This window comes from Streptomyces ureilyticus, from assembly GCF_011045025.1.
Lineage (GTDB): Bacteria > Actinomycetota > Actinomycetes > Streptomycetales > Streptomycetaceae > Streptomyces > Streptomyces ureilyticus.
The window spans coordinates 37,066-58,254 of sequence record NZ_JAAKZX010000020.1; the positions used below are offsets into that span (position 1 = coordinate 37,066).

At 70.6% G+C, this 21,189-nt stretch carries 22 protein-coding genes; 10 read left to right on the forward strand and 12 right to left on the reverse strand.

Annotation, left to right across the window (positions count from 1 at the left end; genetic code table 11):
• Window positions 1–287: 287 nt before the first annotated feature.
• The 5 genes from G6048_RS09330 to G6048_RS09345 form a co-directional block, all read right to left on the reverse strand.
• The gene (locus G6048_RS09330) at window positions 288–1,259 is read right to left on the reverse strand and encodes an ROK family protein (RefSeq protein ID WP_165338993.1); all 972 of its coding nucleotides are present in this window, start codon (window positions 1,257–1,259) and stop codon (window positions 288–290) included.
• 185 nt (window positions 1,260–1,444) lie between these two features.
• A complete protein-coding gene (locus G6048_RS50865; protein WP_206341383.1) occupies window positions 1,445–2,092 on the reverse strand; it encodes an FAD-dependent oxidoreductase in 648 nt (215 codons plus the stop codon).
• Complete coding sequence (locus G6048_RS50870) at window positions 2,029–2,775, reverse strand: FAD-dependent oxidoreductase (RefSeq protein WP_206341379.1); 747 nt, start codon at window positions 2,773–2,775, stop codon at window positions 2,029–2,031. The genes G6048_RS50865 and G6048_RS50870 overlap by 64 nt, the downstream gene beginning before the upstream one ends.
• Window positions 2,772–3,464, reverse strand: coding sequence for an SDR family oxidoreductase (locus G6048_RS09340; protein WP_165338994.1), 693 nt, complete (start codon window positions 3,462–3,464; stop codon window positions 2,772–2,774). The genes G6048_RS50870 and G6048_RS09340 overlap by 4 nt, the downstream gene beginning before the upstream one ends.
• Window positions 3,461–4,240, reverse strand: a complete 780-nt coding sequence (locus G6048_RS09345; RefSeq protein ID WP_206341380.1) for a sugar isomerase domain-containing protein — start codon at window positions 4,238–4,240, stop codon at window positions 3,461–3,463. Before G6048_RS09345 ends, G6048_RS09340 begins: the two co-directional genes overlap by 4 nt.
• A gap of 297 nt (window positions 4,241–4,537) precedes the next feature.
• Here G6048_RS09345 and G6048_RS09350 point away from each other — a divergent pair, with 297 nt between their 5' ends.
• Window positions 4,538–5,242 carry a GntR family transcriptional regulator gene (locus G6048_RS09350; RefSeq protein WP_165338995.1) on the forward strand — a complete coding sequence of 235 codons (705 nt, stop codon included), beginning with the start codon at window positions 4,538–4,540 and terminating at the stop codon, window positions 5,240–5,242.
• A 164-nt stretch (window positions 5,243–5,406) separates the two neighbouring features.
• Window positions 5,407–6,357 (forward strand): phosphotriesterase family protein, encoded by a 951-nt coding sequence (locus G6048_RS09355; protein ID WP_165338996.1) that lies wholly within the window; start codon window positions 5,407–5,409, stop codon window positions 6,355–6,357.
• A gap of 79 nt (window positions 6,358–6,436) precedes the next feature.
• Here G6048_RS09355 and G6048_RS09360 read toward each other — a convergent pair whose 3' ends face one another.
• The 4 genes from G6048_RS09360 to G6048_RS09375 form a co-directional block, all read right to left on the reverse strand.
• Window positions 6,437–7,513: an acyl-CoA dehydrogenase family protein gene (locus G6048_RS09360; protein WP_165338997.1), complete on the reverse strand. Its 1,077-nt coding sequence runs from the start codon at window positions 7,511–7,513 to the stop codon at window positions 6,437–6,439.
• Window positions 7,510–8,691: an acyl-CoA dehydrogenase family protein gene (locus G6048_RS09365; RefSeq protein WP_165338998.1), complete on the reverse strand. Its 1,182-nt coding sequence runs from the start codon at window positions 8,689–8,691 to the stop codon at window positions 7,510–7,512. Before G6048_RS09365 ends, G6048_RS09360 begins: the two co-directional genes overlap by 4 nt.
• Window positions 8,688–9,665, reverse strand: a complete 978-nt coding sequence (locus G6048_RS09370) for an NADPH:quinone oxidoreductase family protein (protein WP_165338999.1) — start codon at window positions 9,663–9,665, stop codon at window positions 8,688–8,690. The genes G6048_RS09365 and G6048_RS09370 overlap by 4 nt, the downstream gene beginning before the upstream one ends.
• A 206-nt stretch (window positions 9,666–9,871) precedes the next feature.
• Complete coding sequence (locus tag G6048_RS09375) at window positions 9,872–10,474, reverse strand: helix-turn-helix domain-containing protein (RefSeq protein ID WP_165339000.1); 603 nt, start codon at window positions 10,472–10,474, stop codon at window positions 9,872–9,874.
• Between the two features lie 77 nt (window positions 10,475–10,551).
• On the opposite strand from G6048_RS09375, the gene G6048_RS09380 reads away from it, so the two are divergent.
• The 5 genes from G6048_RS09380 to G6048_RS09400 all read left to right on the forward strand — a co-directional run bounded on the left by G6048_RS09380 (window position 10,552) and on the right by G6048_RS09400 (window position 15,445).
• Window positions 10,552–11,487 (forward strand): NAD(P)/FAD-dependent oxidoreductase, encoded by a 936-nt coding sequence (locus G6048_RS09380; RefSeq protein ID WP_165339001.1) that lies wholly within the window; start codon window positions 10,552–10,554, stop codon window positions 11,485–11,487.
• A 60-nt stretch (window positions 11,488–11,547) separates the two neighbouring features.
• Complete coding sequence (locus tag G6048_RS09385; protein WP_165339002.1) at window positions 11,548–13,095, forward strand: ATP-dependent DNA ligase; 1,548 nt, start codon at window positions 11,548–11,550, stop codon at window positions 13,093–13,095.
• Window positions 13,092–13,559: an NUDIX domain-containing protein gene (locus G6048_RS09390; protein WP_165339003.1), complete on the forward strand. Its 468-nt coding sequence runs from the start codon at window positions 13,092–13,094 to the stop codon at window positions 13,557–13,559. The genes G6048_RS09385 and G6048_RS09390 overlap by 4 nt, the downstream gene beginning before the upstream one ends.
• A gap of 235 nt (window positions 13,560–13,794) precedes the next feature.
• The gene (locus G6048_RS09395) at window positions 13,795–15,180 is read left to right on the forward strand and encodes an NADP-dependent succinic semialdehyde dehydrogenase (RefSeq protein ID WP_165339004.1); all 1,386 of its coding nucleotides are present in this window, start codon (window positions 13,795–13,797) and stop codon (window positions 15,178–15,180) included.
• 25 nt (window positions 15,181–15,205) lie between these two features.
• Window positions 15,206–15,445 (forward strand): DUF6213 family protein, encoded by a 240-nt coding sequence (locus tag G6048_RS09400; RefSeq protein WP_165339005.1) that lies wholly within the window; start codon window positions 15,206–15,208, stop codon window positions 15,443–15,445.
• A gap of 16 nt (window positions 15,446–15,461) precedes the next feature.
• Here G6048_RS09400 and G6048_RS09405 read toward each other — a convergent pair whose 3' ends face one another.
• Both G6048_RS09405 and G6048_RS09410 read right to left on the reverse strand, forming a co-directional pair.
• A complete protein-coding gene (locus G6048_RS09405; RefSeq protein WP_165339006.1) occupies window positions 15,462–16,136 on the reverse strand; it encodes a transcriptional regulator in 675 nt (224 codons plus the stop codon).
• Between the two features lie 81 nt (window positions 16,137–16,217).
• Entirely contained in the window at window positions 16,218–17,444 is a 1,227-nt protein-coding gene (locus G6048_RS09410; RefSeq protein WP_165339007.1) for an acyl-CoA dehydrogenase family protein, read from the reverse strand.
• Between the two features lie 170 nt (window positions 17,445–17,614).
• Between G6048_RS09410 and G6048_RS09415 the strand changes: the two genes are divergently transcribed.
• Complete coding sequence (locus tag G6048_RS09415; RefSeq protein ID WP_165339008.1) at window positions 17,615–18,259, forward strand: TetR family transcriptional regulator; 645 nt, start codon at window positions 17,615–17,617, stop codon at window positions 18,257–18,259.
• Here G6048_RS09415 and def read toward each other — a convergent pair.
• On the reverse strand, window positions 18,256–18,795 hold the full coding sequence (gene def / locus G6048_RS09420) for a peptide deformylase (protein WP_165339009.1): 540 nt from the start codon (window positions 18,793–18,795) through the stop codon (window positions 18,256–18,258). The genes G6048_RS09415 and def overlap by 4 nt on opposite strands.
• Before the next feature lie 147 nt (window positions 18,796–18,942).
• Between def and G6048_RS09425 the strand changes: the two genes are divergently transcribed.
• Both G6048_RS09425 and G6048_RS09430 read left to right on the forward strand, forming a co-directional pair.
• Window positions 18,943–20,181 carry a MurT ligase domain-containing protein gene (locus G6048_RS09425; RefSeq protein WP_165339010.1) on the forward strand — a complete coding sequence of 413 codons (1,239 nt, stop codon included), beginning with the start codon at window positions 18,943–18,945 and terminating at the stop codon, window positions 20,179–20,181.
• Window positions 20,182–20,234: 53 nt separating this feature from the next.
• On the forward strand, window positions 20,235–20,963 hold the full coding sequence (locus tag G6048_RS09430) for a type 1 glutamine amidotransferase (protein WP_165339011.1): 729 nt from the start codon (window positions 20,235–20,237) through the stop codon (window positions 20,961–20,963).
• The last annotated feature ends 226 nt before the right edge of the window (window positions 20,964–21,189 follow it).

Consider the following 21,189-nt stretch of genomic DNA (forward strand, 5'->3'; position numbering starts at 1 on the left):
GCCGACTGGGCGCCGGATCCCGCGCTACGGAAGGCGCGTTGGGAGGAGATGGGATGCAGATGAGATGCGGATGGGGAGGCCGGTCGGCAGGTGGGGCTGACGGCTGACGGCTGACGGCTGACGGCTGACGGGCAAGGATCGTTCGGATTCGTTCGCCGGGCCAAGCAGGGTCTCCGGGTGTGAGGCCGCCGGTGAGGACGGAAGCCCATTCGCCGGCGCGACACCCGCCGATGCGGAGGAGGGCCGGTCCGCCGATCGCGCCGCTCGCCGACGGGTGCTGGGGACCGTCAGATGACGGATAACCGAGGCAGTGCCGAAGCGACGGCGCGGGGCTGCGCCGTGGCGTTCAGCGCCGCCCCCATCGCGCCGGCGTACGGGCCGAGTGCGGCGGCCAGGAACGTCACCGGTCCGATCAGTCGCCGACGGTCGCGCAGTGCCAGTTCGACGGCCGGTCGCATCACGCCGAAGGCCGGCGCCACGCCGCCGCCGACGACGACCGTCGAGAGACCGAGCTGGGTCAGCACGCTGCCCAGGACCGTACCTACTGCCGTGGCGGCCGTATCGAGGATCTCTCGGGCCGTGGTGTCGCCCGACTGGGCGGCCCGGACCAGGTCTTCGGGTGTCGCGGTCCGGTCCTGGTCCGCGGTCCCGCGCGAGGCGAGCACGCGGGACCAGGCGACTGCCAGCGCCCGGCCGCCCGACACCGTCTCCAGGCAGCCGCGGGCTCCGCACGCACAGCGGCTTCCGCCGGGCGCGGCGGTCATGTGCCCGATTTCGCCGATCCTGTCGCCGGGGCCGCGCAGGACGCTGCCGCCCAGGGCGATCGCACCGCCTATCCCGGTGCCCATGGTCATGAACACCACGTCGGTGTGACCGCGCGCGGAGCCCAGAGCGAGTTCCGCCGAGGCGAACGCGCGTGCGTCGTTCATCAGCAGGACGGGCTTCGCGGTCGCGCGTTCGAGCGTGTCCGCAAGCGGGTAACCCTGCCACTCGCCGTCGATGTTCGGAATGGTGGTGGTGGAGCGCAGGTCCGGGCTCAGATGGCCGGGCAGCGCCACGCCGATGGCCTCGGCGGTGCGCGCGCCCACGAGTTCGGCGATGGTGGCGGCGACCTGCGCGGGACCGGCGGCCGGCGTGGGCAGCGTGCCCCGCGCGACGACGACCGCGCCGGCACGGTGCACCCATTTGATGTTCGTGCCCCCGATGTCCACCCCAAGGGCGGATCCTTCGGGGCGAGGACCGCCCATGGTCGCGACCATACGATCTCCTGATGGATCAGTATTGCCTGTATAGACTTAACGGGAAGTTAAGGCGCGCAAATCGTCCAGTCAATCAGTTGAGTTGTAAAGAATCAGAAACTTTGACTGATTTGAGTCGTCACGATCAGCGCTTGAGTGGGTCAGCGGCGCACGCACAACCTGTCTAGCCTTTTACGCAGAGACGGTCAGTCGGGTCCGATCAGGGCGCCATCGGCTGCGAGTTGTTCACGTAGTTGGACGATGTTCGCGTCGCGGGGCCGGCATCCGGCGGAGACCACCAGGGCCGCCGCGGTCCCGGCGGCCTGCCCCATCGCCATGCACTGTCCGATGGAGCGGACGGAGGCGTGGGCGTCGTGGGTGGCCGACAGGCACCGGCCCGCGACGAGCAGACCGTCAACGCCACGGGGAAGCAGGCATCGGTAGGGCACACCGTAAGTGCGGCCGGTGGGCCTCTGGTCACCGGAGCCGACGTACTGCCAGATCGTCCGCTGCCCGGCGGCGTGGTCCTCGATCGGAGCCCCACAGCGCGCGATGGAGTCCTCGAACTGACGCGCACTCAGGACGTCTTCCTTGCCCAGGACGTACTCGCCGATCAGACGGCGGCTCTCCCGCACGCCGATCCGCGGCGCGGACGCGATGAGGAAGGCCCGTTCGTACCCCGGCACCTGCTCGACGAGGAACCGGGTGTACTCGACGACTTGACGACGCCCCTCCTGTTCGGCTCCGGAGAGCTGCCACGGGTCGGTCGGGTCGACGCCGCTGACGCGGGTCACGTTGGTGTGGACGACCCCAGGTTCGGTGGTCCGGTGAACAGAACCTTCGCGCCGGGGCAGCTCGTACGCGGTCCCGAGTCAGCGTGCAGGGCCATCAGGCGGTGCAGCTCCGCCGTCCCGGTCGCCTCGGCGTCAACACCGGCGAGCCGGAAGGTCTGGGTGAGCGGTTGCACGACGCGGTCCTCGGCGGGTCGCTCCAGCGCAGCCCCCGCGCGCCAGGCGATGTCGGCATCACCGCTGGCGTCGACGACGGCCCCGGCCCGTACGTATCCGGGGCCGGCGACCGTCTCGACGACCACCCCGAGAACGTCCTGACCCTCCATCACCACCCGTGACGCACGCGCGTGGAACAGGACCCGCACCCCGGCCCTGCCGGTGAGTTCGTCCCAGACCAGCTTGAGTGTCTCGGGGTCGTAGGTGATGCCGGTGCCCGCGCCGTAGGTGTTGGGGCGTTCGAAGGCCGCCTTGCGATCGGTGAGCTCCTGGCACACCTCCCAGCCCACGCCGCCGACGACGCGCTCCCCCGTACCGGGCGCGTAGAAGCCGTAGAAGGTGTCCAGGACACTCGCCCCGGTGCCGCCCAGGTGAGCGGCGCTTTCCACGAGCAGGGTGGAGGCGCCCCGTCGGGTGGCCGCGACGGCTGCCGCGGAGCCCGCCGAGCCTCCGCCGACGACCACCACATCACCGTCCCACAGCAGCGGATGGCGCTCGGCCTCCGCCTGGTTGACGCGCGTGCCGTTCACCTCAGGTGCCACCCTCCGTCTACGGGGACGACCGCGCCGGTCGTGCGGCAGGAAGAGTCCGACAGCAGCCACATGACGGTGTCGGCGATCTCTCCGGGGCTGCAGGCCCGCGCCCCGAGCGGCATCAGCCGCGGCAATCGGTCCTGGATCGCGGGATCTGTCATGGCACGCGCGGCCATCGGGGTGTCCACCAGGCCAGCCGCGACGATGTTGACGCGCACCCCCTTGGGGGCGCCGGTGAACGCGGCCGAGCGCACCAGGGGAACCAGGGCGCCCTTCGCGCTGGCGTAGGCCGCGGTGAGGAAGTCCTCATCGAGCGTGCTCGCCAGGGCGGAGCCGATCACGACGATCGACCCGCCCGAGCCGGACAGCCGCCGTATGCCGGCACGCAGCAGGTAGAACACCGAGTCGAGATCGACCCGGTGCACTTCACGCCATGCCTCGTCGCCGCACTCGTCGACCGGCCCGTCGCCGAGACGCCGGCCGGACATGCCCACCGCGTGCACGATGCCGTCCAGACCGTCCAGGGCCTCGGCTGCTCGCGCCACGGCCGCGTCGGCACCCGCGGATACGGTGATGTCGTACGAGTCGCGGTCGGCCTCGAAGACTTCGGCACCGGCTGCCCGCGCCGCGTTGACGCACGCGGCGCCGATCCCGCCCTGAGCGCCGGCCACCAGCAGCCGCTTCACGGCGCACCGTCCGCGGTGCGCAGAGCGGCGGCGGAGCGGCGGGCGAATTCGAGATAGGCGCCCTCGAACAGCTCGTTGCTGCGGTCCGCACCGACCAGGCGGGAACTGGTGATGACCGGCGGCATGGCGCCCCGCTCGGCGAGCAGTTCGGCGACCCGGACCTTGATCTCGTTGACCACGGCGATCGCGGTGAAGGTACTCACCGGGCCGACGGGAACGTCCAGGCCGTCGACGTGGCAGATGGCGTCGCCGACCGGCGATCCCAGGTCGATCACCACATCGGCGTGGTCGGCGAGCCGGGAGCCGCTCGGATGCCGCGGTTCGGCGGCGTTCGTCTCCTGCAGCGACGTGGCCGCGATGACCGGCAGCCCTGCCTTCTTCGCGCCCATCGCCATCTCGATGGGAACGGCGTTGAGCCCGCTGACACTGAAGATGAACATGCTGTCCGAAGGGCGCAGCCGGAAGTTGGCCAGGATCTGGTCGGCCAGTCCCTCGACGCGCTCGATGAACATCGCCTGCCGCTGTCCGTTGGCCCCCACCACCTGGGTGTGGAACGTCATCGACAGCTCCACCAGCGGCTGGAAGCCGGGATAGGAGCCGTAGCGGGGAAATATCTCCTCCACCGGCATGCGCGAATGACCGGTGCCGAAGGTGTAGACGACCCCGTCGGCGGCGATCGACCCGGCGGCGATCTGAGCCGCGGCCTCGACGGCGCCGGCCTGGGACTCGGCAATCTGCTCGACGATCCCGACTGCGGTACGGATCCACGATGACACGTGCAGATACCTCTCGGTACGAGGGCGGAGACAGACGGAGACAGGGCGCTCCTGTGGAACGGCCTCCGGCAAACTCGAAAGGATAAGTCTAGACAGGCAGTACGCCCTGGACGCTAGAGCGGTAACCAGTGGAACGTCAAGCATCTGCACCGGTTGATCACTGGCTACAGCCGGGCAGCACTGGTGTGGACGCGCGCTAAGGTGACGGCCTATGCTGCGGGGGCATACCGGTATAGACAGCAGGCCCTATCGCTATGGACAGAGGGACCTACCGGTACAGACAAAAGGAGGAAAGCCGTGGCTCGGCGGCCCATGCCGCGACATGAAGCAGTCGAACGGCACATCCGCGGCCGGATCGCGGGGCTGAAGCCCGGGGATCAGATCGAGTCCGACGCGGAACTGTGCGACTTGTTCCAAGTCAGCCGGATGACCGTCCGGCAGGCGACCCAGCGTCTGGTCGCCGAGGGTGCGATCTACCGGATCTCCGGAGTCGGCACCTTCGTGGGGGAACCGCAGGTCCACCGCCAGATGGGCAAACTCCGCTCCTTCACCGAGGAGATGGCCCTGCGCGGCATGCCCGTGTCATCGACCGTCCTGGCGAGTGAACTGCGCGTGGGCAGCCAGGAGGAGACCACCGCGCTCAGACTCGCTCCTCAGTCCAACGTCGTTCACGTACGGCGGCTGCGGCTGGCCGACGAGCAGCCGATGGCGATCGAGAACGTCGTGCTGCCACCGTCCTGTGCCTGGCTGTTGCGCGAGGACCTGGCCCATGGCTCGCTGCACCAGGCCCTCACCGAGCAGGGTTTCGCCCCCTCCCGGGCAACCGGAACGCAGATAGCGGCCATCGCCACCGAGGACGACGCCGCCCTTCTGGAACTGCCCGTCGGGGCGGCCATCTTCGTCGAGCGCCGACTGATCACGACCGGCGACGGCACACCCGTCGAACTCACCGAATCCCGCTATGCGGGTTCCCGTTTCGTGTTCCACATCGAACTGGCCTAGGGACTTCCGAACCGGCCTGGCCGGTCGGTCCCGGCCACCGGTCATGACCGCCGGTACCAGTACCACGGCTGCAACTGTCGGTCGTGGCGCCCGGCTCCCCCTGCCCGAGCCGGGGTGGGCTCCCCGACACCGGTCGGAGGGTCGGCATCGTGAAGGAGAACAGCATGCCTGTCGTCGAGACAGTCCTGGGCCCTGTCGCCGCTGACGAACTCGGCGCGGTGGATGCCCACGAGCACGTCTTCCTGCGTACCCCGGTCAATCCGGGTGACGAGTTCCTCGACACCGGCAAGGCGGCGGCCGAGCTCCTGCGGGTGGCGGCGAGCGGCATCCGTACCGTCGTCGACCTGACCCCGGTCGGCCTCGGACGCCGCCCCGTCCAGCTCGCCGAGGTCTCCCGCACAAGCGCCGTCCATGTCGTGGCCGCGACCGGCTTCCACCGCAGCGCGCACTACCCGGCCGCTCACTGGGCCCGCCACGCCGACGACGCCACGCTTCTCGACGTGCTCCTGGACGACCTCCGGACCGGCATGGACAGCCACGACTGGGACTTTCCGCGCCCCGTCCCCAGCCCTCACAAGGCGGGTGTCATCAAACTCGGGGCTTCGTACCACCGTATCGACCGCCACGAGGAACGCTGGTTCGCCGCGGGAGCGACGGCGGCCCGGCAGACAGGCGTGGCCGTGGCGGTCCACACCGAGGTCGGGACCGCCGCACACGCTGCCCTGGACCTCCTGGACAAGCACGGCCTGCCGGCCGGGCGGGTCCTGCTCGCCCACACCGACCGCAACCCCGATCCGGAACTGCACCTCGACCTGATCGCCCGCGGCGCCCACCTCGTCTACGACACGATCGGGCGGATCAAGTACCGGCCGGACTCCGTCGTCCTCGACCTGATCGAGCGCATGGCCGAGGCCGGCAAGCTGGGTCACGTCTGCCTGGGGACCGACGTCGGACGCAAGTCCTCGCTCACCGCGTACGGAGGCGGGCCGGGAATGGACGTACTCGGCCGGGAGTTCGTCCCGCGGCTGCGCCGGCGCCTGGGCGACGAGGCGGTCAAGACCGTTTTGCGGTACGCCCCTCAGGCACTCCTGGGCAAAGAGACCCCCGCCGTGTGAGGGCAGCGCCGAGCCGCGGCCGAGCCGCCGGGCCCGCCCCAGGTGGGGCGGGCTTCTCACGGGTGTGAGCAGGTGTACGTCAGGGTGCTGGGAGGTCGACCAGTTCGGCCAGCGCCTCGCGATGGCGGCCGGCCGTTCCGTACGCGATCGAGTCGGCCTTGGCCCGCTTCAGGTAGAGGTGCACGGGGTGCTCCCACGTCATGCCGATGCCTGCGTGCAACTGCACTGCCTCCTCGGCGGCATGGACCGCGACGGATGCCGCGTACGCCTGGGCGAGCGCGACCGCCACATCCGCGTCCGTGCTCCCGGTGGCCAGCGCGTCGGCGGCGTTGCGGGCCGCGGCACGCGCGTTGACGACTTCCAGCCACAACTGGGCGAGCCGGTGCTTGAGGGCTTGGAAACCGCCGACGGGCCGGTTGAACTGCTTACGGTCCTTCAGATAGCGGACCGTCTCGGTCAAGCACCAGTCGGCGAGGCCCAGTTGCTCGGAGGCGAGCAGTCCGGCTCCGGCCCGCAGGCCGCGTCGTACGGCGGGTTCGGCATCCCCCAGCAGTCGCCCGGCCGCACCCTCAAGGACCACCGTCGCCACCGGCCGGGTCAGGTCCAGGGACACCTGTGGGCTGACGGTCACGGCGTCGGCCTCCACCGCGTACAGGCCGCCGTCGTCCGCGGGCACCAGCAGTACGTCGGCGACGGCCGCGTCCGCGATGCCGGTCAACTCCCCGTGCAGGGCGCCGTTCTCATGTCGTACGAGCTGGTAGGCGGCGCCGGGAGCGACGTTCAGCGCGACGGCGAGGGCGCCGATCCTCCGCCCGGATGCCAGCTCGCCGAGGAGGTCACCGGCGTCGCTGGCGAGCAGGGCCTCGGTGGCGACGACGGCGCTCGTCAGATAGGGCACGGGAGCGACCGATCGGCCCAACTCCTCCAGCACCACGGAGACTTCGCGATGCGTGGCGCCCTGGCCGCCCGACGACTCGGGGACCAGAAGGCCCGCGAGGCCCATGCCGTCGGCGAGGGCCTTCCACAGCTCGGGGTCGTACGGCGCGCCGGACTCCGCGCGAGCGAGCACGTCCGCCGTGTCGCAGTGGTCGGCGAGGAGGTCGCGTACGGCCGCGCGCAGCGCGTCTTCCTCCTCCGAGTACAGCAGATCCGTCATCGCGCGAGGTCCTTCCAGGCGACGTCCTTGTCGGTGCGCGGCTCGGCGGGCAGGCCCAGGACGCGCTCGGCGACGATGTTCAGCAGGACCTCGTTGGTCCCGCCCTCGATGCTGTTGCCCTTGGAGCGGAGGTAGCGGTATCCGGCCTCGCGCCCGGTGAAGTCGACGAGTTCGGGCCGCCGCATCGTCCAGTCGTCGTACAACAGGCCTTCCTCGCCGAGGAGTTCGACCTCAAGGCCGCTGATCTCCTGGTTGAGGCGGGCGAACGCGAGCTTCAGTCCGGAGCCCTCGGGGCCGGGCTGGCCCGCGACGAGCTGCTGGCGCAGCCGTTCGCCGGCGAGGCGGGCGACCTCGGCCTCCACCCACAGGGTGAGGAGCCGCTGGTGGAGGTCGTGGGTGCGCAGCTCGGGGCGCTCGCGCCAGGTCTTCGAGACCGGGCCGATCATGCCGCCCTCGCGCGGGATGCGCATACCGCCGATGGACACCCGCTCGTTCATGAGCGTCGTCTGCGCGACCCGCCAGCCGTCGCCGATCTCCCCGAGCCGGTGGCTGTCGGGGATGCGGACGTCGGTGAGGAACACCTCGTTGAACTCGGCCTCGCCGGTGATCTGGCGCAACGGCCGCACCTCGACACCGGGGTCGGTCATGTCGCAGATGAAGTACGTGATGCCGCGGTGCTTGGGCACGTCCGGGTCGGTACGGGCGATGAGGATGGCCCACCGGGCGACATGGGCGCTGGACGTCCACACCTTCTGCCCGTTGACGACCCAGCTGTCGCCGTCCCGTACGGCACGCGTGCCGAGCGCGGCCAGGTCGGAGCCGGCACCCGGCTCGCTGAACAGCTGGCACCAGACCTCCTCGCCGACCCAAAGGGGCCTGAGGAAACGGCGCTTCTGCTCCTCCGTACCGAAGCCGAGGATCGTCGGCGCCGCCATGCCGAGGCCGATACCGATGCGCCGCGGGTCGTTGTCGGGGGCGCCCGCGGCCTCCAACTCGGCGTCCACGACGGCCTGGAGAGAGCGCGGCGCGCCAAGTCCGCCGAGGCCCTCCGGGTAGTGCACCCAGGCCAGTCCGGCGTCGAAGCGGGCCTTGAGGAAGTCGAGGCGGTCGGTGGTGGCCGGAGGATGGGCGGACAGCAACTCCTGCGTACGATCCCGCAGTTCGGCGGCGTGGGTCATGCCGCTCCTCCTTCACCGAGACTAGGGATGACGGCGACGCGACCGGTGGTGACCCCATCGGCGACACGCTGCACGGCGGCAGCCGCACCGCCCATCGGCACGCGCTCGCTGACCAGCGGCTTGATCGCGCCGCGGGCGGCCAGTTCGGTGAGCTGCTCGTGGCAGCGCAGGACGAGCTTCGGGTTCTTGGTGTTGTAGAGACCCCAATGCAGGCCCATGATCGAGTAGTTCTTCACCAGGGCGTGGTTCAGGGCCGGACTGGGAATGGCCCCGCTCGCGAAACCCACGACCACGATCCGCCCCTCGAAGGCGACGACCTTGGCGGACTGCGCGTACGCCTCACCGCCGACCGGGTCGTAGATCACGTCCGCGCCCCGGCCGCCAGTCGCCTCCTTCACGGCGCCGACGACGTCCTCGGCGCGCCGGTCGACGACGATGTCGCACCCCAACTCCCGCGCCACGTCCGCCTTGTCGGACCCGCCGACGACCCCGATGACCGTGGCGCCCGCGGCCTTGCCGAGCTGCACGGCCGCGCTGCCGACCCCTCCTGCGGCAGCGTGGACGAGCAGCGTCTCGCCGGCCTCCAGACCGGCCCGGCGGTGCAGACCGAACCATCCCGTCTGGTAGCCGATGTGCAGCGCCGCGGCCTCGGCGTCGTCGAGCGCCTCGGGGGCGGGCAGTAGGGCCGCCGCGTCCGCGACCGCGTACTCGGCGAAGCCGCCGTACGGCAGGGCGGGATTGCCGATGACCCGCCGCCCGTCCTCGGTCTCGCCGCAGAGCTCCACGCCGGGCGTGAACGGCAGCGGCGGCCTGATCTGGTACTGCCCGCGGCACAGCAGGGCGTCCGGGAAGTTGATGTTCGCGGCACGCACTTTGACCAAGACCTGGCCTTCGCCGGGCACGGGCCGCTCCACCTCCTCGAGCCGCATCACCTCGCCCGGCTCACCGTTCTGGTGCACTTGCCATGCCTGCATGCGGGGGCCTCCACAGGACTGTGTCTATTTGCTCACCGAAGGGGCGCCTCAGCCGGTGTCGAGAGCCCGACCGTGCTCAGCCCTTCGGGCCTCCGCGCGCTCGTGCTCTCGACACCGGCGCGCCCCTTCGGCTCGCGTCTGTCGTCTGAGCGGTGTCGGACTGCATACTAAGCGGTCGCTTGCCGATCAGGCTAGCGTCACGCACATCAAGAACGCTTCGGCCGTGCCCGTACATGCATCCGCTCCCCCTGCGGCCCGAACAGGCTGAGGAACTCCACCGGCCCCTCCCCCGTCGACCCGAACCAGTGCGGCACGCGCGTGTCGAACTCGGCGGCCTCCCCCGCCGTCAGCACCACGTCGTGCTCGCCCAGCACGAAGCGCAGCCGCCCGGAGAGGACGTAGAGCCATTCATACCCCTCGTGGACACGGGGTTCCGGCTCCTCCTGCCCCTGCGGCACGAGCACCTTGAACGCCTGGAGTCCGCCGGGCTGGCGGGTGAGCGGCCAGTAGGTGCGCCCGTGCCGCTCGATCGGCTGGGACCGAACCCGCGGATCCCTCACCGGCGGAGCCCCCACCAGCTCGTCCAGAGCCACCTCGTGGGCCCGGGCGATCGGCAGCAGCAGTTCCAGACTGGGTTTACGCAGGCCGGACTCCAGCCGTGACAGGGTGCTCACCGAGATACCGGTCGCCTCCGACAGCCCGGCGAGCGTCGCGCCCCGCTCCTTCCGGATCCGCCGCAGCCGGGGGCCGACTCCCGCCAGCACGTCGTCGGTGTCCCGCTCATTCAGGTCCGTCTCGTGCTCACTCATGAGCACATTGCAGTTTCGGCAAAGGCGTTTGTCAATGCGGCAGCCGTGGGGCGACCTTGTCCGTGGAGGTGGTCACCATGACCGATCGTTACGAAGTGGTCGTCGTCGGAGGCGGCGCGGCCGGGCTGTCCGCCGCACTCGTGCTGGGACGCGCGCGGCGCCAGGTCCTCGTCGTCGACGCGGGCGAGCCGCGCAACGCGCCTGCCGCGCACATGCAGGGCTATCTGTCGCGGGACGGGATGTCACCCGCCGAGTTCCTCGCCGAGGGGCGGCTGGAGATTCAGCGGTACGGGGTTGATCTGGTCCGGGACCGCGCGGTGGACGTCGCGCGGGACGACGCCGACGAGTTCGATGTGACGCTGGCGTCCGGGCGTTCGGTGCACGCGCGCCGGCTGGTCGTCGCGACCGGGCTCGCGGACGAGTTGCCGTCGGTGCCCGGGGTCGCGGAGCGGTTCGGGCGCGATGTGCTGCACTGTCCGTACTGCCACGGCTGGGAGGTCCGCGACCAGGCGTTCGGGGTTCTCGCGACGTCCCCCATGAGCGTGCATCAGGCGCTGATCGTCACGCAGTGGTCCAAGGACGTCACCCTGTTCCTGCACACGGTCGCCGAGTCCGAGCTCTCGGACGAGGATCTGCGCCACCTGGCCACGGCCGGAGTGCACGTGGTTCCCGGCGAGGTGGCGGGGCTCGTCATCGATGACGACCGGCTCACCGGCGTACGCCTCGCGGACGGCACGGCACACGTGCGGGACGTGCTGTTCGTCGCGCCCCGCGCGGTACCGCAGACCGGGCTACTGGAGCAGCTCGGCGCCGAGCTTCGGGAGACCCCCTTCGGCGCGTACCCGGTGGTCGACCCGACCGGGCTCACCACCGTGCCGGGCGTCTGGGCGGCCGGCAACGCGATGGGCTTCGCCGAGCAGGTCGTGAACGCGGCGGCGGGCGGCTACCGGGCGGGGGCCACGATCAACGGGGAGCTGCTGATGAGCGACCTCGAATCCGCACTCCACGGATAGAACGGATAGAGGCGCCGCCGTGCGGGTGTAGAGCGTCCCGCTCCGTTGCACCATGGCCACATGCTGTTCGCCCGGCTCGCCCGCGTATCGCAAGAGGTCGCCGCCACCTCGGCCCGCTCCCGGAAGATCGGCCTCCTGGCCGAGCTCTTCCGGGACGCGGAAGCCGAGGAGGCGCCGATCGTGATCCCTTACCTGGCGGGACGCCTCCCGCAAGGGCGGATCGGTGTCGGCTGGAAGGTGCTCAGCCGACCGGTCGCCCCTGCCGGTGAGCCCACGCTCACCGTGCGGGACGTGGACGCCCGGCTGACCGCGCTCGCCGCCGTCTCCGGCCCCGGCTCGCAGGCCGAACGCCAACGCCTGGTCGGCGAGCTGATGGCGGCAGCCACTGTGGACGAGCAACGGTTCCTGTTCGGCCTGCTCAGCGGAGAAGTACGACAGGGCGCCCTGGACGCCGTAGCCGTCGAGGGGCTCGCCGAGGCGACCGGCGCACCCTCCGCGGACGTACGGCGGGCGGTGATGCTGGCCGGTTCGCTGCGGACCGTGGCGCAGCGTCTGCTGGCGGACGGCCCGAAGGCCCTCGCCGAGTTCAGGCTCACCGTCGGCCGCCCGGTCCTGCCCATGCTGGCGCACAGCGCCACATCCGTGGCGGAGGCGATCGCCAAGCTCGGCCCCTGCGCCGTCGAGGAGAAGCTGGACGGCATCCGCGTCCAGGTCCACCGCGACGGCGACGCCATACGCCTCTACACGCGCACCCTGGACGACATCACCGACCGCTTGCCCGAACTCACCTCCGCAGCAAGGGAGTTGAAGGGCGAGCGGTTCATCCTGGACGGCGAGGTCATCGCGTTCGACGAGAGCGGACGGCCGAAGTCCTTCCAGGACATCGCCGGACGGGTCGGATCCCGCACGGACGTCGGCACGGCAGCCAGGGCCCTCCCCGTCTCCCCCGTCTTCTTCGACGCACTGTCCGTGAACGGACACGACCTGCTCGACCTGCCGTTCGCCGACCGCCACGCGGAGCTGGCCCGGCTGGTGCCCGAGCCGATGCGGGTGCGGCGCACGCTCGTGGCGGATCCGGCGGACGGCGAGGCACGCGAGGCCGCGGAACGGTTCCTCGCGGACACGCTGAAGCGCGGCCACGAGGGCGTCGTACTCAAGGGCCTCGACGCCCCCTACAGCGCGGGCCGGCGCGGTGCCTCCTGGCTGAAGGTCAAACCCGTACACACGCTGGACCTGGTGGTGCTGGCCGCCGAGTGGGGGCACGGGCGGCGCACCGGCAAGCTGTCCAACCTGCACCTCGGGGCGCGGAATCCGGACGGCTCGTTCGCCATGCTGGGCAAGACGTTCAAGGGCATGACGGACGCGATGCTGACCTGGCAGACCGATCGGCTGCGCGAGCTCGCCGTCGAGGACAGCGGGCATGTGGTGACCGTCCGTCCCGAACTCGTCGTCGAGATCGCCTACGACGGTCTGCAGAAGTCCACCCGCTACCCGGCCGGCGTCACGCTCCGCTTCGCCCGCGTAGTCCGCTACCGCGAGGACAAGACCCCGGCGGAGGCCGACACCGTCGAGACGCTGCTCGCCGCGCACCCGGAGGTGACCCGGTGAAGGCCGCTCGCCGCAGCGCGGGCCTGCTGCTGTTCCACCACGCCGGCGACGGCCTGGAGGTACTGCTCGGCCATATGGGCGGCCCGTTCTGGGAGCGGCGCGACGCCGGCGCGTGGACCGTACCGAAGGGCGAGTACGAGCCCGACGAGCCGGCCTGGGACGCGGCCCGCCGGGAGTTCCGCGAGGAACTGGGCCTGGAGCCGCCCGACGGCGAGGCCGTACCGCTCGGCGAGGTCCGGCAGGCGAACGGCAAGATCGTCACCGCATGGGCGATCGAGGCCGACATCGACCCGGCGAGGGTGGTCCCGGGAACGTTCGAGATGGAGTGGCCCAGGAACTCGGGCCGAGTCCAGGCGTTCCCCGAACTGAGCCGAGTGGAGTGGTTCGGGCTCGACCGGGCGAGAGCCGTGATCGTCAAGGCCCAGGCGGAGTTCCTGAACCGCCTCGAAGTGCGGGTCGGCTAGAACGCCTGCGCCGGGGTACGCGGACTCGACAAGGTCGGCTGCGACAAGCGCCCCGAAGGGGCGCGGGCTGTGACATATGCGGCTCCTCCCCACTCTCGGCTGCGCTCGAGCGGGGGGACCCTCATCGCGGGCGCGACCAGCCACAAACTACCCGCAGACCTGGACGGCGCTTCAAACAACGGCGCTCGCAGAACCGGTGCCCTCAGTGGAGCGCTCCCGTACGAGGAGGTCAGCCATGCCCATCGCAACGGTGAACCCGGCAAACGGCGAGACACTCAAAACCTACGACGCCCTCGGCGCCGAAGAGATCGAGCGCAGGCTCGCGCGCGCCGACGCCGCGTTCCGTACGTACCGCACCACCTCATTCACCGAGCGCGCCCAGCGGCTACGCCGGGCTGCCGACCTGCTGGAGGCGGACACACAGGACACCGCCCGCGTCATGACCACGGAGATGGGCAAGCCGATCAAGCAGGCCCGCGCGGAGGCCGCGAAGTGCGCGAAGGCGATGCGCTGGTATGCCGACCACGCCGAGGAACTTCTCGCCGACGAGGAGGGCCCGGAGTCGGAGGCGCGTGACTCCGGTGCCTCCAGGGTGATCGTGCGCTACCGGCCGCTCGGCCCGGTACTCGCGGTGATGCCGTGGAACTTCCCGCTCTGGCAGGTGATCCGGTTCGCCGCGCCCGCCCTGATGGCAGGCAACGTGGGACTGCTGAAGCACGCCTCGAACGTGCCGCAGACCGCCCTCTACCTGGAGGACCTGTTCCACCGGGCAGGCTTCCCGGAAGGCTGCTTCCAGACGTTGCTCATCGGCACCGGCGAGGTCGAAGGCATCCTGCGCGACGAGCGGGTCAGGGCGGCGACGCTCACCGGCAGCGAACCGGCGGGCCGCGCCGTCGCCTCGGTCGCCGGTGACGAGGTCAAGAAGACGGTGCTGGAGCTGGGCGGCAGCGATCCGTACGTGGTGATGCCGTCGGCCGACCTCGACCGGGCGGCGAAGACCGCGGTGACGGCGCGTGTGCAGAACACCGGGCAGTCCTGCATCGCCGCCAAGCGGTTCATCGTGCACACGGACGTGTTCGACGCCTTCGCCGAGCGCTTCACGGCGGGCATGAAGGCGCTGAAGGTCGGCGACCCGATGGACGAGGACACGGAGGTCGGCCCGCTCTCCAGCGAGCAGGGCCGCGACGGTCTGGCGGAGCTGGTGGACGAGGCGGTGGAGAGCGGCGCGACGGTGCTGTGCGGTGGCGAACGGCCCGACCGGCCCGGCTGGTACTACCCGCCGACGGTCCTCGCCGACGTCACCCCCGCCATGCGCATCCACCGCGAGGAGACCTTCGGTCCCGTCGCCACGCTCTATCGTGCCGTCGGCCTCGACGAGGCGGTGGAGATCGCCAACGACTCGCCGTTCGGGCTGAGCTCCAACGTCTGGACCCGCGACGAGACGGACGTCGACCGCTTTGTACGCGATCTGGAAGCGGGCGGTGTCTACGTCAACGGGATGACGGCGTCCCACCCGGCGTTCCCCTTCGGCGGGGTCAAGCGGTCCGGCTACGGGCGTGAGCTGGCGGGCCACGGAATCCGCGAGTTCTGCAACATCACCACCGTATGGCACGGAGCGTGAGCGTTCCGCAGTTACGATCGCCTGTGTGAACCGCGAAGTGACCCTCCCTCTGATCGTCGACGACCGCGGCACTTTGCAGGTGGCGGCCGCCGATGTCAGCAAGCTGCTGCGCAACGTCGGCGGCCGGTGGCTCCATCTGGTGGAGGCCGGTCAGGAGGGCCTCGACGAGGACACGGTGGCGACCCTCACGATCGAACTCGCCAAACTGGCCGACCGTATCGACGTGGCGTGCATCGCGCACAGTAGTGGGACATCACCCGACTGACAGACCGCTGGAGCGTCTAGGACTCGCCCCGGTCCAGCTCCCACAGCGTGTGCCAGAACATCTCCTCGTAGCGCTGTAGCAGGCGTCCGTAGCGGTGGACCGCCTCCTCGCTGATCAACTCCGCGTCCAGCCCGGCCTGTACGGCGGCCATCGCCTTCTGCTCCAGGTCGGGCGCGGGTTCCGCGAACAGGTCGAAGAAACCGCAGGCCTCGTCGTCGAAGCCGTACTGGCGGCGCAGCGCCTCAGCGATGGTGGCGCAATAGCCGCCCCAGGCCGAGAAGTTGGCGCTCAGCGCGAGCACCACGTCGGCCGGTGCGCCGTTCAGGGCGAGCCAGGCGACGTACGCGGGATACGCCTGCGCCCCCGCCAGCGGCTCGTACGCCGCCGCCCGCGCCTCATCCGCTCCGCAGGCGGCGAGCAGCGGGCCGAGCCGCACATGGGCGAGGGCCTCGCCCTCCGCGAGCATGGTGAAGAAGGCGGCGCACTCGGGCTCGGCGGCCGACCGTTCCGCGAGATGCAGGAACGCCCGGCGGTCCGCGGCGATCACGTAGCGCTGTTCGAGAGCGAGCGTGGCGAGGGTGTCGCGCCGTGCCGCGCCCCGGCCGATCAGGGGCAGCAGTCGGTTGGCCTGCGGGTCGGGGGCGAGTTTTCCGGTGGTGGTGTCCAGCAGTTCCCTGGCTGTCCGCGCCATCGCCGCACTCCTTCGGCTCGACTGCGCTGCCTTTCCCGTACTCCCCAGGCTCTCACGGCACCGCCGACGGCTCAGGTGCCGTCAGCGGATCGGCATCCCCGCGAGGGTGCGCGCGATCACCAGCCGCTGGATCTCACTCGTACCTTCGAAGATCGTGTAGATCGCGGCGTCCCGGTGCATGCGTTCGACGGGATACTCGCGCGTGTAGCCGTTGCCGCCGAGGATCTGGATCGCCTCCGCCGTCACCTTCTTCGCGGTCTCACTCGCGAACAGCTTCGACATGGAACCCTCAGCCGCGGTGAACGGCTTCCCGTTGACGGCCATCCACGAGGCCCGCCACACCAGCAGCCGGGCCGCGTCGATGGACGTACGCATGTCGGCGAGCTGGAAGGCGACACCCTGGTTGTCGATGATCGGGCGGCCGAACTGCTCACGCGTCCGGGCGTAATCGAGGGCCACCTCGTACGCGGCCCGGGCCGTGCCCACGGCCATGGCGCCCACGGCCGGGCGCGAGGCCTCGAACGTCGCCATCGCCGCGTTCTTCACGCGCTCACCACCGGCCTTCGCCCTCTCCCGGGCCCGGGCCAGCCGCTCGTCCAGCTTCTCCTTGCCGCCGAGCAGGCAGGAGCCGGGGACGCGGGCGTCCTCCAGGACGACCTCGGCGGTGTGCGAGGCGCGGATGCCGTGCTTCTTGAACTTCTGGCCCTGGGACAGGCCCGGCGTGTTCGGCGGGATGATGAAGGAGGCGTGGCCCTTGGAGCCGAGTTCCGGGTCGACTACGGCGACCACGACGTGGACGTTGGCGATGCCGCCGTTCGTCGCCCACGTCTTGGTGCCGTTGAGGACCCACTCGTCCTTGGCCTCGTCGTAGACGGCACGAGTGCGCATGGAGGCCACGTCGGAGCCGGCGTCGGGCTCGGAGGAGCAGAAGGCCGCGACCTTGACGTCGCCCGCGTCGCCGTACATCTGGGGGATCCAGGTGCCGATCTGCTCCTCGGTGCCGTTGGCGAGGACGCCCACGGCGGCGAGGCCGGTGCCGACGATGGACAGGGCGATGCCCGCGTCACCCCAGAACAGCTCCTCCATGGCCATGGGGATGCCGAGGCCTGTGGGGTCGAAGTACTGCTGGGCGTAGAAGTCCAGGGAGTAGATACCGACTTTCGCGGCCTCCTGGATGACCGGCCAGGGAGTCTCTTCGCGCTCGTCCCATTCGGCTGCCGCAGGACGGATCACATCGGCGGCGAAGCCGTGGAGCCAGTCCCGGACCTCCTTCTGCTCGTCGTTGAGCTCCATGGTGAACTCGGCCATGTCCCCTCCAGCTACGCACTCACATGTTACTTGCGGTAACAGTAGCCTGTTACCCGTCGGTAGGAAAAGTCAACTCCCGGTTCCCCTCCGGCAGCCCGTTCGATGCAGAATCACAGCAGGGTGTTACGTTGCGCAGGGCGTCACCGAATCAGCACGGGTGGGGAGAGCTCATGGACACCACACAGCGGACCGAGCAGCAGCGGTCCGCCGACCGCCGTCGGCGAGAGCTACTGGAAGCCGCCGACCGGGTGGTGCTCCGCGACGGCCCCGGCGCCTCGATGAACGCCATCGCCGCCGAGGCCGGCATCACCAAGCCCATTCTGTACCGGCACTTCGGTGACAAGGGTGGACTGTACGCGGCTCTCGCCAAGCGCCACACGGACGCCCTGCTCGAGGCGCTGCGGGCCGCGCTGGACGCGCCGGCCGAGCGCCGCGAGCGGGTCGAGGCCACGCTCGACACGTATCTCGCGGCGATCGAGGCACGTCCGCAGGTGTACCGCTTCCTGATGCACCCGTCGGAGGGCGGCCCACAGAGCGACCAGGGCTTCGACGTCGGCCTGCACTCCGCTCCCCTGCTGCGCCGTATGGGCGAGGAACTCAGCAAGGTCATCGAGGAACGGGTAGACCTCGGCCCCGACAGCGCGCAGCTCGCGCGGGTGTGGGGCCACGGCATCGTCGGCATGATGCACGCGGCCGGCGACTGGTGGCTGGGCGAACGCCCGTGCTCACGTGCGGAGTTGGTACGCAGTCTGGCGGACCTGCTGTGGGGACGCTTGGCGGCGGCGGGCGACAAGGTCGGCGGACCCAGCTTCTAGCGCCCCCAGGATGCCCGCGCCGCCTGACGCATCACCCGCCGGTGGCGCCACCCCTTGAGCCGGTCCGCGTACACACCGCCGTCAAGGTGATCACACTCATGCTGAAGGCACCGGGCGAAGAACCCGGTGCCATGGACCCGCACCAACTCACCGTCCAGCGTGGAGCCTTCGACGATCGCGTGGTCGTACCGCTCCGTCCCCGCCTCGAGGCCCGGCAGCGACAGACACCCCTCGGGACCGCGCAGCAGCAGTCCGTCCGCCTCGACCAGACGCGGGTTCACCAAGTGACCCACATGCCGTCGCTCCTCGTCATCAGGGCAGTCGTACACAAAGACCCGCAACGACTGACCGACCTGGTTCGCGGCGAGCCCGACTCCCTGAGCCGCGTACATGGTGGCGAACATGTCCTCGACCAGACGAGCCAGTTGAGGGCCGAAGTCGGTGACTTCCTCGCACGGTGTGTGCAACACGGGGTCGCCGAGGAGGGACAGCGTGAGGACGCGCCCTTGGGCGCCCGGGATCGAGCCGTGTCGCATGGCCGCAAGGGTACGGTCCTCAATGTCGCGCGGGCGCCGGGGTGGTGCCGCGAACCGGGCCGGTCGTGGATCTCGATAGGCTGAGGGCCACACGTTGCCGGCAGCAGGGCAGGGCGCGGCGTCGTACGCAAGGAGGATCGGGACTTGATGGCAGGCAACTCGGACCCGCTGTCGCCGCGGGCCAAGCTGGCCGTGACGGCGGGCAAGGCGGTCGCGGCGGCGTCGCGTGCCGCGGGCCGCGGCAGCGGATCGGTGATCGGCGGCCGGGTGGCGCTCAAACTCGACCCCGACCTGCTGGCCCGGCTCGCCCAGCACCTGGACGTCATCCTGGTGTCGGCCACCAACGGCAAGACCACCACGACACGGCTGATCGCGGAGGCGCTGCGCGCCGCCGGTCCCGTCGTCTCGAACGCCCTGGGCGCGAACATGCCCGCAGGCATCACCTCCGCGCTGGCCGGTGGCTCGGACGCGCGGTACGCGGTGATCGAGGTCGACGAGAAGTACCTCGCGGGTGTGGCACGTGACACCGACCCGAAGGCCATCGCGCTCCTCAACCTCTCGCGCGACCAGCTCGACCGCGCCGCCGAGACCCGCATGCTCGCCGAGCACTGGCGCGAGGGCCTGGCCGGTTCGAAGTCCGTCGTGATCGCCAACGCGGACGACCCGCTGGTCGTGTGGGCCGCCTCCTCCTCGCCGAACGTCGTGTGGGTGGCCGCCGGGCAGATGTGGAAGGACGACGCCTGGTCCTGCCCGTCCTGCGGCGGTGTGATGCAGCGGCCCGGCGACGACTGGTACTGCGGCGAGTGCGGTTTCCGCCGTCCGACGCCCAGTTGGGCGCTGAACGGCGACCATGTCCTCGACCCGCACGGTTCCGCCTGGCCGATCCACCTCCAGCTGCCGGGCCGCGCCAACAAGGCCAACGCCGCCTCGTCGGCCGCCGTGGCCGCCGTCTTCGGTGTGCCGCCGCAGGTCGCCCTGGAACGTATGTACCAGGTCCAGGCGGTCGCCGGACGCTACGACGTCGTGCAGTTCATGCAGCGTGACCTTCGGCTGCTGCTCGCCAAGAACCCGGCGGGCTGGCTCGAGACGTTCTCGCTGATCGACCCGCCGCCGACGCCGGTCATCCTGTCCGTGAACGCGCGTGGGGCCGACGGCACCGACACCTCCTGGCTGTGGGACGTCGACTACACGCGGCTGAGTGGGCACCCGATCTTCGTCATCGGCGACCGGAAGCTGGACCTCGCGGTGCGTCTGGAGGTCGCGAACCAGACCTTCCAGGTCTGCGAGAACCTCGACCAGGCCGTGCAGATCGCACCGCCGGGGCGGATCGAGGTCATCGCGAACTACACCGCGTTCCAGGACCTGCGCCGCCGTGTCGGCAACTGACCGGCGTCGGCAAGTGATCCGCGTCGGCAACTGACCACAGAGGACGATCATCAATGAGTGACAACAGCCTGCGTCTGGTGTGGATCTACCCGGACCTGCTGAGCACGTACGGCGACCAGGGCAACGCGCTCGTGGTGGAGCGCCGGGCCCGGCAGCGCGGCCTGGACGTGGCCCGGCTCGACGTACGCAGCGACCAGGCGATCCCCACCTCCGGCGACATCTATCTGATCGGCGGCGGCGAGGACCGGCCGCAGCGGCTCGCGGCCGAGCGGCTGCGCCGCGACGGCGGTCTGCACCGCGCGGTCGGCAACGGCGCGATCGTCTTCTCCGTGTGCGCCGGCTACCAGATTCTCGGCCACGAGTTCATCAACGACCTCGGGCAGCGCGAGCCCGGCCTCGGCCTGCTCGACGTGGTCTCCACGCGCGGCGAGGGCGAGCGCTGCGTCGGGGACGTACTCGGGGACATCGACGCGCCCCTCGGCCTGCCGCAGCTCACCGGCTTCGAGAACCACCAGGGCATCACCCACCTCGGCCCCACCGCGCGCCCCTTCGCCCAGGTCCGCCTCGGCAAGGGCAACGGCACGGGAGACGGCACGGAGGGCGCGTACAACGACACGGTCTTCGGGACGTACATGCACGGGCCGGTACTCGCCCGCAACCCGCTGATCGCGGATCTGCTGCTCAAGCTCGCGCTGGACGTCAACGCGCTGCCGCCGATCGACGACCGGTGGTACGAGGCGCTGCGCGCCGAGCGCATCGCGGCCGCCCAGCAGCCTGCCTGAGACAGACTGATACGCGGATACGCCGAAAAAAAGGGCCCACAGCCCGCCCGGGACAGCCCGAGAGATGGTTCACAGCCCTTCTGGCGGCCCGGCCGCTCACCTGTGCGGGGGCGTCCAGCAGGCGGACGCATGATGCGGACCCGCCCCCTGCCGCCGGTACGCTTGCCGGGTCCAGCCGGACAGCGCGGTCCGGTACCCGGCCCACGTTGAGAAGGTATTTCGGGCT

Coding starts and splice junctions, on each gene's coding strand:
- G6048_RS09365 (WP_165338998.1), bottom strand. CDS start 8,691: ATGACCCACGCCGCCGAACTGCGGGATCGTACGCAGGAGTTGCTGTCC.
- G6048_RS09405 (WP_165339006.1), bottom strand. CDS start 16,136: ATGGCGCGGACAGCCAGGGAACTGCTGGACACCACCACCGGAAAACTC.
- G6048_RS09430 (WP_165339011.1), top strand. CDS start 20,235: ATGAGTGACAACAGCCTGCGTCTGGTGTGGATCTACCCGGACCTGCTG.
- G6048_RS09370 (WP_165338999.1), bottom strand. CDS start 9,665: ATGCAGGCATGGCAAGTGCACCAGAACGGTGAGCCGGGCGAGGTGATG.
- G6048_RS09410 (WP_165339007.1), bottom strand. CDS start 17,444: ATGGCCGAGTTCACCATGGAGCTCAACGACGAGCAGAAGGAGGTCCGG.
- G6048_RS09360 (WP_165338997.1), bottom strand. CDS start 7,513: ATGACGGATCTGCTGTACTCGGAGGAGGAAGACGCGCTGCGCGCGGCC.
- G6048_RS09375 (WP_165339000.1), bottom strand. CDS start 10,474: ATGAGTGAGCACGAGACGGACCTGAATGAGCGGGACACCGACGACGTG.
- G6048_RS09355 (WP_165338996.1), top strand. CDS start 5,407: ATGCCTGTCGTCGAGACAGTCCTGGGCCCTGTCGCCGCTGACGAACTC.
- G6048_RS09395 (WP_165339004.1), top strand. CDS start 13,795: ATGCCCATCGCAACGGTGAACCCGGCAAACGGCGAGACACTCAAAACC.
- G6048_RS09415 (WP_165339008.1), top strand. CDS start 17,615: ATGGACACCACACAGCGGACCGAGCAGCAGCGGTCCGCCGACCGCCGT.
- def (WP_165339009.1), bottom strand. CDS start 18,795: ATGCGACACGGCTCGATCCCGGGCGCCCAAGGGCGCGTCCTCACGCTG.
- G6048_RS09385 (WP_165339002.1), top strand. CDS start 11,548: ATGCTGTTCGCCCGGCTCGCCCGCGTATCGCAAGAGGTCGCCGCCACC.
- G6048_RS09425 (WP_165339010.1), top strand. CDS start 18,943: ATGGCAGGCAACTCGGACCCGCTGTCGCCGCGGGCCAAGCTGGCCGTG.
- G6048_RS09380 (WP_165339001.1), top strand. CDS start 10,552: ATGACCGATCGTTACGAAGTGGTCGTCGTCGGAGGCGGCGCGGCCGGG.
- G6048_RS09330 (WP_165338993.1), bottom strand. CDS start 1,259: ATGGTCGCGACCATGGGCGGTCCTCGCCCCGAAGGATCCGCCCTTGGG.